The 12,034-nt window shown below is 73.2% G+C and carries 7 protein-coding genes; all 7 read left to right on the forward strand.

The genetic code is table 11. The features are described from left to right. Positions 1–994: AMP-binding protein (locus IG74_RS0142310; protein ID WP_158858044.1), on the forward strand; the 994-nt coding region annotated here is incomplete at its 5' end. A 16-nt stretch (positions 995–1,010) separates the two neighbouring features. Then, positions 1,011–1,997, forward strand: a complete 987-nt coding sequence (locus IG74_RS0142315) for an ornithine carbamoyltransferase (RefSeq protein ID WP_078869559.1) — start codon at positions 1,011–1,013, stop codon at positions 1,995–1,997. Beyond that, positions 1,994–3,361 carry an MFS transporter gene (locus IG74_RS0142320; RefSeq protein ID WP_158858046.1) on the forward strand — a complete coding sequence of 456 codons (1,368 nt, stop codon included), beginning with the start codon at positions 1,994–1,996 and terminating at the stop codon, positions 3,359–3,361. The genes IG74_RS0142315 and IG74_RS0142320 overlap by 4 nt, the downstream gene beginning before the upstream one ends. Then, positions 3,354–4,121 carry an ABC transporter ATP-binding protein gene (locus IG74_RS0142325; protein WP_030688655.1) on the forward strand — a complete coding sequence of 256 codons (768 nt, stop codon included), beginning with the start codon at positions 3,354–3,356 and terminating at the stop codon, positions 4,119–4,121. Before IG74_RS0142320 ends, IG74_RS0142325 begins: the two co-directional genes overlap by 8 nt. Then, positions 4,122–6,611 (forward strand): ABC transporter permease, encoded by a 2,490-nt coding sequence (locus IG74_RS0142330; protein ID WP_030688657.1) that lies wholly within the window; start codon positions 4,122–4,124, stop codon positions 6,609–6,611. 217 nt (positions 6,612–6,828) lie between these two features. Then, positions 6,829–7,044: an MbtH family protein gene (locus IG74_RS0142335; protein ID WP_030688658.1), complete on the forward strand. Its 216-nt coding sequence runs from the start codon at positions 6,829–6,831 to the stop codon at positions 7,042–7,044. An 89-nt stretch (positions 7,045–7,133) separates the two neighbouring features. Then, positions 7,134–12,034, forward strand: a 4,901-nt coding sequence (locus IG74_RS0142340) for a non-ribosomal peptide synthetase (RefSeq protein ID WP_037827113.1), incomplete at its 3' end; no start/stop codon positions are given.

The following is a 12,034-nucleotide window of genomic DNA, read 5'->3' on the forward strand; positions in this document are numbered from 1 at the left end:
GTTGCTCGGGGACGGTCAGGTCGTCAATGAGTACGGTCCGACCGAGGCGACCGTGGGGACGTGTGTGTACCCGCTGGAGGAGGAGTTCGCGGGAGTCGTTCCCATCGGCCGGCCCCTTCCCAACATGGTGATGCGGGTGCTTGATGGTGGGATGCGTCCGGTGCCGGTCGGGGTCGTGGGGGAGCTGTTCGTCGGTGGGACGGGTGTCGCGCGGGGTTATGCCGGGCGTCCCGGGCTGACCGCCGAGCGGTTCTTGCCCGATCCGTACGGGGGCTCCGGTGAGCGTCTGTACCGGACCGGTGACCTGGTCCGGTGGCGGGCCGACGGCGCGGTCGAGTTCGTCGGCCGGATCGACGACCAGGTCAAGGTGCGTGGCTACCGCATCGAGCTCGGGGAGATCCGTGCCGCGCTCGTGGCGCAGCCGTCGGTGTCCGACGCCGCGGTCATCGTGTCGGATGAGCAGCAGTTGATCGCGTACGTCGTCGGAGGGAGCGAAGGGCTCGCCGAGGCCCTGGGCGAGGTGCTGCCGCAGTACATGGTGCCCTCGGTGTTCGTGGACCTCGACGCGATCCCGCTCACGGCCAACGGCAAAGTCGACCGCAGGGCCCTGCCCGACCCCGGCGCGACGGTCACCGACACCTATGTCGCCCCGCGCTCCGAGGTCGAGGCGCGCATCGCGGAGGTGTGGAGCCAGATCCTCGTCGTGGACAAGATCGGTGCCGACGACAACTTCTTCGAGCGCGGGGGCCATTCGATCCTCGCGGTCCGGCTGATCTCGCGGCTCCAGGACGAGTTCGACCTCGACCTGCCCGTCCGGGTCGCCTTCGAGCGGCCCACGGTCGCCGGGCTCGCCCAGGAGATCGAGGACCGCGTGCGCGCCGAGATCGAGGCGCTCCTCGCACCCGCCGAAGCGACCGCCGACGCCGTCGGAGCCGACGACGCATCCGCCGGAGCCGACGGAGCGCCCACCGGCCCACCCGCCGACCAGGCCTGAAAAAGGGGGAACCACCATGGAGCAGCACACTCGACAACGACTCAACGGGGTCCAGGCGGAGGACACCGGGGCGGCGGACGGCGCCACCCGCCATCTGATCTCCGTGTGCGACCTCAGCGACGACGACCTGCGCGCCCTGGTGGCCCGCGGCGCCGAGTTCGCGGCGGGCGCACGCGAGGAGACGCTGGCCGGGTCGGTCGTCGGGATCTACTTCCGGCGCACCTCCACGCGCACCCGCACCGCCTTCACCAGCGGCGCCCTGCGGCTCGGCGCGCGCACGGTCACCTTCGGGCCCGGCGACCTCCAGCTCAACACGGGGGAGACGAGCGAGGACACCGGACGCGTCCTCGCGGGCATGCTCGACCTGCTCGTGGCCCGGACGTCGGACGCCACCGAGGAGATGCGGACCTGGGCCGCGGCCGGGCCGATGTCCGTGGTGAACGCGATGAGCGCCGAGGAGCACCCGACGCAGGCGCTGACCGACCTGACCACGCTGCACCGCCACTTCGGGCAGGTCGAAGGAGTGCGCGTGCTGTACGTCGGCGAGGGCAACAACAGCGCGGCCGCGCTCGCGCTCGCCCTGAGCCGGTTCCCCGACACCACCCTCGACCTGCGGACGCCGCCCGGCTACGGGCTGCCCGCCGACGCCATCGCCACCGCGGTCGCGCAGGCCGACATGCACGGCGCGACCGTACGCGAGCGGCACGACATGGCGGACCTGCCCGAAGACGTGCACGCGATCTACACCACGCGCTGGCAGACCACCGGCACGACCAAGCCGACCGCGCACTGGCGCGAGGTCTTCGCGCCCTTCCAGGTCACCCGCGACCTGTGGCGGTCGAGCCCCGACGCGGTGTTCCTGCACGACCTGCCCGCGCACCGCGGTGAGGAGGTCACGGCCGAGGTCCTGGACGGGCCTGCCAGCATCGCCTTCACCCAGGCGACCCACAAGCTGCACAGCGCGATGGCCGTCCTGGAGTGGTGCCGGGCCGGGGCGCGATGAAGAAGGCAGCCGACGGCGGCACGAAACCGCGTCGCCGGCACGCCCTCCCGGGCCTCAACTCCTACCGCGACTTCCGGCTCCTGTGGACCGGCTCGGCCCTGTCGGTGATGGCGGAGCGCTGCTCCGGCATGGCCTTCACGCTGCTGATCCTGTGGCACACCGGCTCCAAGAGCGCGGCGGGCCTCGTCGGCTTCGCCGCGCTCCTGCCCGCGCTGCTCGTGCAGCTGCCCGCCGGGGTGCTCGTGGACCGCTGGAACCGGCGCGGCGTGATGCTGGTGTGCGTGATCGGGCGGATGGCGGCGGTCGCGACCGTCGCCGTCGCCCTGGCCGGCGACCGCCTCTACGTGTGGCACATCGCCGCCGTCGCCTTCGTACAGGGGGCGCTCACCGTCTTCTACCAGCTGGCCGAGCGGGCCACCGTGCGCGGCGTGGTGCCCGCCCGGCAGCTGTCGGCGGCCATGGCGACGAACGAGGCGCGGTCCCGCGCGGTGAACTTCGTCGGACACCCGGCGAGCGGCATGCTGTTCGGCATCTCCGCGTGGATGCCGTTCATGTCGAGCGTCGGGATGTACCTGCTGTCCCTGATCACCCTGGTGCGGCTGCGCGCCAAGGACGACCCGAAGGGCAAGGGAGGCAAGGGGAAGGGCGGCAAGGGCGGGAAGAAGCGCCCCATGACCGCGGAGATCCGCGCCGGGCTCGACTGGGTATGGAAACGCGCCTATTTCCGCACCGCGTTGCTCATCATGGCGGGCAGCAACCTGATCTTCCAGGCCCTGATCCTCAGCGTCGCGGTGGTGGTGCGCGACTCCGGCAGGCCCGCGGGCACCGTCGGCCTGATCATGGCCGCGGGCAGCGTGGGAGGCCTCCTGGGGGCCATCACCGGCGGCGCCCTGAGCAAGCGCCTCCCGATGCGGCACACCATGATCGTGGCACACGTGGCATGGGCACTCGTCCTGCCCGGAACGGCGGTTTTCCACCATCCAGCGGCACTTGGGTCTCTCTTTTTCATAACATCGCATATAGGAGCCGCTGTTACCGTCGCTGGCATGTCCCACCAGGTGCGCATCACCCCGAACAACATGCAGGGGCGGGTCGGCAGTGTCGTCATGCTGCTCGTGTCCGGCGCGAGTTCGCTCGGCGCGCTCGGCACCGGCTTCCTCCTGGACGCGTACGGCACCCGTCAGGTCCTGATCGGCGCATCCGTGGTGATGGCGGCCCTCGCCGCCGTCGCGACCCTCGTGTTCACGCGCCGAGGTGCGGCACTGGAGGACGAGAACAACATGGCGCCGCCGCCCGAGAGGGAGAACGAGCCAGTTGTCGTCCCCTCTCGTACGACCCTGACCTTACGGAGAATCGATGGATGAGGCAGTGCGGCTGGAGTCGCTGACCAAGACGTACAGCTCGGGTGCCAACCCCGTGACCGCGCTGCGCGAGGTCACCATGGCCTTCGCCCGCGGCAGCTTCACGGCGATCATGGGCCCCTCCGGCTCCGGCAAGTCCACACTGCTGCAGTGCGCCGCGGGCCTGGACCGCCCCACGTCGGGCCGGGTGAGCGTCGACGGCACCGACCTGAGCACGCTCAACGAGACCCAGCTGACCGAGCTGCGCCGGGAGCGGACGGGCTTCATCTTCCAGTCCTTCAACCTGCTCCCGTCGCTCACGGCCGCGCAGAACGTGTCCCTGCCGCTGCGCCTGGCGGGACGCAAGCCGAAGCGCGAGGCGATAGCGAGGGCCCTCGCCCTCGTGGGCCTCGCCGAGAAGGCGGGCAGCCGCCCCAGCCAGCTCTCCGGCGGCCAGCAGCAGCGCGTCGCCATCGCCCGCGCGCTGGTCAGCCGCCCCGCCGTGCTGTTCGCCGACGAGCCCACCGGCGCCCTCGACCTGCACACGGGACGGGAACTCCTCGACACCCTGCGCAAGCTCGCGGGCCCGCCGACCGGCGACGGCTACGCGGCCACCGAACTCGCCGACCGGCCCACCACCATCGTGATGGTCACGCACGACCCGAACGTCGCCGCGTACGCCGACCGCGTCGTCTTCCTCGCCGACGGCGTCCTCGCCGGCGGCCTGGAGCGGCCCACGGCGGAGGCGGTCGCGGCCCGGATGACCAGCCTGGCGGTGTCGTAAGTGCTCTTCGTCGCCTACCAGACCCTGCGGGCCCGCTGGGTGTCGTTCCTCGGCACCCTGGTCGCGCTCGTCCTCGGCGTCGCCCAAGTGGCCGCCATGGGCACCCTGTTGATGACCGTGCTCGACCTTCCCGACCGCCCCGTCGAGCGGTTCGCGAAGGCCCCGGCCGTCGTCAAGCCCGACGACGGCGACTGGAACGCCTCCCAGCACGACCTCGGCGTCCGCTCGCTGCCCGCGGCCGAAGGCGTCAAGCCCGCCCTTCGGCAGAAGATCGCCGACACCGGCGAGGTCGTCGTCGACCGCGCCTTCTACGCCCAGCTCGACGGCGGCCCCAAGGACCAGGTGGGGCACCCCTGGCCGGTCGCGCGCTTCGGCGGCTACCGGCTGACCGACGGGCGCGCGCCCACCGGCAAGGACCAGATCGTCGTCCCCTCCGACCAGGCCCGCACCGGCGAGCAGGTCACGGTGATGACCGCCGCCGGAGTGGCCCGCTACACCGTCTCCGGCACCGTCTCGCCCGTCGACTGGGAGGACGCCGTCTTCTTCAGCGACGCCGAGGCGGCCCGGATCTCCCCGCGGATCGAGGCCCTCGTCCCGCTCGGCCCGCTCGACGCGGTCCGCACGGCCGTCGGCGACGAGGCCGAGGTGCTCACCGGACAGGACCGGCACAAGGCCGACGCCAGCGAGGAGAGCGACCGGGAGACGCTCGACAACACCGTCACCCTGGTACCGGTCATGGCGAGCGTCGCGGGCACCACCGCGGTGTTCGTCGTCGCCTCCACCTTCGCCTTCGCCGTCGTGCAGCGCCGCCGCGAGGTCGCCCTGCTGCGGGCCGTCGGCGCGACGCCCAAGCAGGTGCGGCGCATGGTGCGCGGCGAGGCGCTGCTCGTCGGCACCCTGGCATCGGCGGCGGGCGTGGCACTCGGCCTGTACGGCGCGCAGCTCCTCGCCGACGTGCTCATCGCCATGGACATCGCCCCGGACTGGTTCGAGGTGAAGCCGTCCCTGCACTGGACGATCGTCACCCCGCTCGCCGGAGCGTTCCTGGTCGGCGTCACGGTGGCGTGGTGCGGGGCCGTCGCGGCCGCCCGCAGGGCGGGCTCGGTGCGCCCCGTCGAGGCGCTGCGCGAAGCCGCCGTCGACGACACCGGGATGACGCCCGCCCGCCGGCTGCTCGGCCTCGCCGGCGTCGCCGCCGGGCTCGGCCTCGCCGGGTGGATCGCCTTCGGCAAGCCGCAGAGCGTCCTGTCGCCCAACACCTACGTCACCGAGCTGCTCGTGCCCGTCCTGGCGGCGGCCGTCCTCGCCCCGCTCGCGGTCGGACCGCTCACCCGGTTCTTCATGTGGCCCTTCCGCAACTCCGCCGGGCCCACGGCCATGCTGGTGCGCGAGAGCGCGCTCACCGCCCGCCGCCGCACGGCCGCCACCGCCGCGCCGATCCTGCTCACCGTCGGCCTCGCCCTGTCGCTGCTCGCCGCCACCGACTCGCTCGGCGCCGCCCGCGACCACGGCCTGCGCAACTCGGTCACCTCCGAGTACGCGCTCGCGCCCGACGACACGCCCGGCATCAGCCCCGACGTCATCGACAAGGTCAAGCGGATCGACGGCGTGCAGATCACCGCGCCGCTCCTGACCACCGTCTACACCCGCGACGAGGACCGCTTCGACGTGAACGACGGCCTGGTCGTCGACACCGCCGCGCTGAAGCACACCATGGACCTCGACGTCACCGAAGGGTCCCTGGACAAGCTGGACGACACCAGCATGGCCGTCGCCGACCTGTGGGGCTGGGACGTCGGCACGCGCGTGAAGATCTACCTCGGCGACGGCGAGGAGGCCACGCTCAAGGTCGCCGCCGTCTACAAGGCGCTGCGCGGCTCGGACGTCGCCTATCTGCCCGAGCGCTTCGCCGCGTCCGCCGCGTACTCCCGCGACGGCCTGGCACGGCGCGCCTACATCTCCCTGAAGCCGGGCACCGACCGGGCCGCCGCCACCGCGGCCATCGAGAAGGCCGTCGCGGGCAACGGCGCCAAGTTCATGACGCGCGACGAACTCGTCGCGTCCGAGAGCGCGTACGCGCGCCACCTCATCGAGGTGCGGCAGCGCTCCACCGCGCTGATCGTCGTCCTGTTCTGCTTCATCGCCATCCTCAACACCCTGCTCATGGCCACCGCCGACCGGCGCCGCGACCTCGCCGTGCTCCGCCTCGCCGGAGCCACGCCGAAACAGGTCGTACGGTTCTTCGTCGCCGAGTCGCTGCTCGTCACCGCGATCGGCGTCGCCCTCGCGGTGGTCGCCTCCGCGGTCAACCTCATCGGCCTGTGGGGCGCGCTGCACGAGCTGTTCGGCGCCGCGCCGATCATGGTGCCGTGGGCCGTGGTCGGCGCGGTCACCGCCGTCTCGGCGGTGCTCGCCGTCGTCGGCACCGTGCTGCCCGTCGGCGCCGCCCTGCGCTCCCGCATCGTGCAGCTGGTGGGCGCCCGCGAATAGGCGGCTCGCGCCCGCTCCGAAGCTCACGCGGCCCGGTCCCCATCGCCCCGGCGGGACCGGGCCGCGTGCTGTCCGCGCGCGCCGGACCTGCGCGCTTGCCGTGTTGTCCGCGTAGAGGCCGCATATAGGTGCCCGCCGGAAGCTGAGGACGCATCGACCCCCGGGGCTCGCCCGGGCTTTCCCCCGGGCTCGCCCCGGCCTTCGAAGGGACGCCGACATGGCTGACGACCTCAACGACGACCGCCTCTACCGCGTCGTCCGCAACGACGAGGAGCAGTACTCGATCTGGGCCGCCGACCGCGAGCCGCCCGCCGGCTGGCACACCGAGGGCACCGAGGGCACCCGCCAGGAGTGCCTGGACCGGATCGACACCGTCTGGACCGACATGCGCCCGGCGAGCCTGCGCCGCCGCATGGAGCAGGCGGGCGCCTGACATCCGGCGCCCCGTCCGGGGCGCCACACCCAGCAGGTTCGCGGCAACGCACGCACGCATCACGTGAAAGGTCGGGAGGAGCGCTCAGCATGAGCACTGGCGGAAACCGGTCGGGCCAAGGGTCCGGTGCGGCCAAGGACAAGCGCGAGGAGCTGGTGCGCGCCCGGCTCGCCGGAGCCCGTGGCGGACGGCGCACCGCGGTGGCCCGCGTCGACCGCGAAGGCCCCCTCGCCCTCTCCCACGGCCAGCAGCAGATGTGGTTCCTCAGCCGCCTCGACCCGGACAGCTGGGAGTACAGCGTGCCGGTGGCGCTGCGGCTGCGCGGGCCGCTGGACCCGGAGGTGCTGTGCCGCGGCCTGACGGCGGTCGTGGCCCGGCACGAGATCCTGCGCACCCGCTACCGCCTCGAGGGCACCGAGCCCGTCCAGGTCGTCGACGAGCCGGGCCTGTTCGAGCTGCCCACCGACGACCTCACCGCGTTCGGCGACCCCGCCGAGCGCGAGCGGCGCGCCCACGCCCTCGCGGAGGCCGAGCCCGGCAGGCCCTTCGACCTGGAGCGGGGCGGCCCGGTGCGGGCCCGCCTGATCCGCGTCGCCGCCGACGACCACGTCCTGGTGGTCGTCTTCCACCACGTGGCGTGCGACGAGTGGTCCGTCGGCCAGTTCCTCGCCGAACTCTCCGCCCTGTACGAGGCGTTCGCCGCGGGCCTGCCGTCGCCGCTCGCGCCGCTGCCGGTGCAGTACGCCGACTACGCCGCCTGGCAGCGGTCCCGGCTCGCCGACGGCGCGCTCGACCGGCACCTCGCGTACTGGCGGGCGCAGCTGGACGGCCTCACCGCCCTGGAGGTGCCCACCGACCGGCCGCGCCCCGCGACCCGCTCCTGGGACGGCGACGCGGTGCCCGTCACGCTGTCCCCGGAGCTGACCGCCCGCCTGCGCGACCTCGGCACCGGACACGGCGCCACCCTCTTCCACACCCTGCTCGCGGGCTACCAGGCGCTGCTCTCCCGCTACACCGGCCGCACCGACGTCCCCGTCGGCACCGTCGTGTCGGGCCGCGGCAGACCGGAGCTGGAGCAGCTCATCGGGTACGGCATCAACACCCTGGTGCTGCGCGGCCGGTGGAGCGGCGACCCGGCCTTCACCGACCTCGTCGCGCAGGCCCGCGCCACCACCCTGGACGCCTTCGACCACCAGGAAGTGCCCTTCGCCCGGCTCGTCGACGACCTCCAGCCCGAGCGCGACCTGTCCCGCACCCCGCTGTGCCAGGTCGCCTTCACCCTGCACCAGGAGCGCACCAGCTCCTTCCGGCTGCCCGGCGTCACGGCCGAGCCGCTGCGCGCCACCAGCCGCGTCTCCCGCTTCGACCTCACCCTGCAGCTCGGCGAGCGCTCCGACGACGGCGTGCACGGCACCCTGGAGTTCAGCACCGCCCTGTACGACAGGACCACGGCCGAACGGCTCGCCCGCCACTACGTGCGCCTCCTCGAAGCCGCCGCCGACGCGCCAGGGCTGCCGCTGTCCCGCCTGGAGCTGCTCGACGCCGCGGACCTGGCCGTGCTCGTGCCGCCCGTCGAGACGCCGCCCGCGCCCGCCTCCTGCGCCCACGAGGTCTTCGAGGAGCGGGCCGCGACCGCCCCGGACGCCGTCGCCCTGGTGTGCGGCGCCCTGCGGCTGACGTACCGGGAGCTCAACGCCCGCGCCAACCGCGTCGCCCACCACCTGCGTCACCTGGGCGCCGCAACCGGCGACTTGGTCGGCATCAGCCTGGACCGCGGCATCGACCTCCTGCCCGCCCTCATCGGCGTGCTCAAGGCGGGAGCCGGCTATCTCCCGCTCGACCCGGAGCACCCGGCCGACCGCATCGCGTACACCCTCAAGGACGCGGGCGCCGGCATCGTGCTCACCTCGCGGGCCCGCGCCGAACACCTGCGCGGCGCGCACGAGGGCCGCCTCGTCGTCCTCGACGGCGACGAGGACGCGGCCGCCCTCGCGGCCGCACCCGACACGAACCCGGACTCCGGCGTCACGCCCGACGACCTGATCTACACCATCTACACCTCGGGTTCCACCGGCCGCCCCAAGGGCGTCGGCCTGACCCACGCCAACGTCCTGCGCCTGTTCACGAGCACCGAGCGGTACTACGGCTTCGACGCCAGCGACGTGTGGACGCTCTTCCACTCGTACGCGTTCGACATGTCGGTGTGGGAGATGTGGGGCGCCCTGCTGTACGGCGGGCGGCTCGTCGTCGTGGACGCGGAGACCGCGCGCTCCCCGGAGGACTTCCTCGCCCTGCTCGCCGAGCAGCGCGTCACCGTCCTGAACCAGACGCCGTCCGCGTTCCGCAGCCTGGTCTCCCTGGCCGCCGACGGGAACCCGCTGATCGACGAACTCGCCCTGCGGGTCGTCACCTTCGGCGGCGAGCGCCTCGACGTGCCGGGGCTCGCCCCCTGGGTGGCACGGCGCGACCTCGACCGCACCCAGCTCATCAACATGTACGGCATCACCGAGACCACCGTGCACACCACCTACCACCGCGTCACCGAGGCCGACATCGCCGCCGACGCGGGCAACCCGGTGGGCGTGCCGCTGCCGGACCTGCGGGTGCAGCTGCGCGACGCGCACGGCGAACTCGTGCCCGTCGGGGTGCCCGGCGAGATCCACGTCGGCGGCCCAGGGGTCGCCCGCATGTACCTCGGCCGCCCGCGCCTGACCGCGGAGCGGTTCGTGCCCGACCCGTACGGGCCGCCCGGCTCCCGCCTCTACCGCAGCGGCGACCTCGCCCGCTACCGCCCCGACGGCACCCTCGACTACCTCGGCCGCATCGACCACCAGGTCAAGATCCGCGGCCACCGCATCGAACTCGGCGAGATCAAGGCCCTGCTCACCGGGCACCCGCGGGTGCGGGACGCCGTCGTCGTGGTCCGCGAGGACGCCCCGGGCGACCGCCGCCTCATCGCCTACACGGTGCCCACCAGCGACGCCGTCGCCGCGCCCAGCGAGCTGCGCGCCCTGCTCGCCCGGACGCTGCCCGCGTACATGATTCCCAGCGCGTTCCTCGTCATCGCGAAGATCCCGCTGACCGTCAACGGCAAGCTCGACCAGGCGGCCCTGCCCGCGCCCGACCGCACCGCGCTCGCCGTCGAGCGCGCGCACGTCGCGCCGCGCACCGCCGCCGAGGAGGAGATGACGGGCGTCTGGCGCGACGTGCTCGGCGTCGACCAGGTCGGCGTGGAGGACAACTTCTTCGACCTCGGCGGCGACTCCCTGCGCGCCGTGGCCCTCGTCGGCGCCCTGCGCGAGGCCGCGTACGACGTGACGGTCCGCGACGTCTTCGCGCACCGCACGCCCGCCGAACTCGTCGAGTTCCTCACCGGCCGCCCGGCGCCCGCCGCTCCCGAGCCCGGCGTCGAGCCGTTCGCGCTGCTCGCCGCCGAGGACCGGGCGAAGCTGCCGACCGGCGTCGTGGACGCCTATCCGCTGGCGCAGGTCCAGCTCGGCATGGTCGTCGAGATGCTCGCCGACGACGGCCGCAACCACTACCACAACTCGACCTGCTTCCGGATCCTCGACGACCGGCCCCTCGACCCGGGCGCCCTCGACCGGGCCGTGCGGACCGTCCTCGACCGGCACGAGATCCTGCGCACGTCCTTCGCCCTGGAGGGCTACTCCGTTCCGCTCCAGCTCGTGCACGCCCCGGGCGAGGTCCACGCTCCCGTCGAGGTGCGCGACGTACGGGCCCTCGACACCGAGGAACTCGACCGCGACCTGCGGCAGTTCATGGCCGCCGAACGCGCCGAGCTCTTCGACCTCACCGCGGCCCCGCTGGTCCGCTTCACCGGCCACACCCGCGACGACGTCAGCTGGTGGCTCACCCTCACCGAGTGCCACGCGGTCCTGGAGGGCTGGAGCCACCACTCGCTCCTGATGGAGCTCGTCGCCACCTACCGCGCCCTGCGCGACGGCGTGCCGCCCACCGAGCCGGAACCGGCCGCCGTGCGCTACGCCGACTTCGTCGCGGCCGAGCTGACCGCGCTCGCCTCCGCGGAGGACCGCTCCTACTGGCAGCGGATCATCGAGGGCCACGCCAAGTTCGACCCGCCCGCGGGCTGGGGCGACGACCCGGCCACCACCCCGCGCGGACTGCACCGGGCCTGGGTGCCCTACCACGACGTGGAGCAGGGCCTACGCGCCCTCGCCGCCACGGCGAAGGTGCCGATCAAGAGCGTGCTGCACGCGGCGCACCTGAAGGTGATGAGCCAGCTCACGCCCGAAGCGACCCTCCGCACCGGCCTGGTGACCAACGCCCGCCCCGAGGCCGTCGGCGCCGACCGCGTCCACGGCGTCTACCTCAACCCGCTCCCGTTCCCCTTCCGGCGCGGCGCCCGCACCTGGCGCGACCTCGTCCAGCAGGTCTTCGACCAGGAGATCGAGCTGTGGCCGCACCGCCGCTACCCGCTCGGCGCCATGCAGCGCGACAGCGGGGCCGCCGGGCGCCTGGTCGACGTCCGCTTCAGCTACCAGAACTTCCGCCAGGTCGACCAGGACGTCATCGACTACCCGGCCACCATCGACGACAGCCCCACCGAGTTCCCGCTCGGCGTCTCCACCCGGGCCGGATTCATGGTCATCACCGCCCAGAACCACGTGATGGCCCGCGCCGGCGTGGACCGCCTCGCGGCCATGTACCGCGCGGTCCTCGAAGCCATGGCCGCCGACCCGGACGGCGACGCGCTCCACGACCACCTGCCCGGCGGCGAGCGCGAGCGCGTTCTGCGTACGTGGGGTGGCGCGGAGTCGGTGGTGACGGTCTCCGGGGTGTCGGTGCCGGAGCTGGTGGCGCGCCAGGTGGTCCGGGTTCCGGACGCCGTAGCGGTGGAGTGTGGTGAACAGCGTGTGTCGTATGCGGAGTTGGATGCGGCGGCGAATCGTCTGGCGCATCGTCTGCGTGCTGATGGTGTGGGTGTGGGTTCGTCGGTGGCGGTGCTGTT

The sequence above is a fragment of the Streptomyces sp. NRRL B-1347 genome (genome assembly GCF_000720325.1).
In the GTDB taxonomy this organism is placed as follows: Bacteria; Actinomycetota; Actinomycetes; order Streptomycetales; family Streptomycetaceae; genus Streptomyces.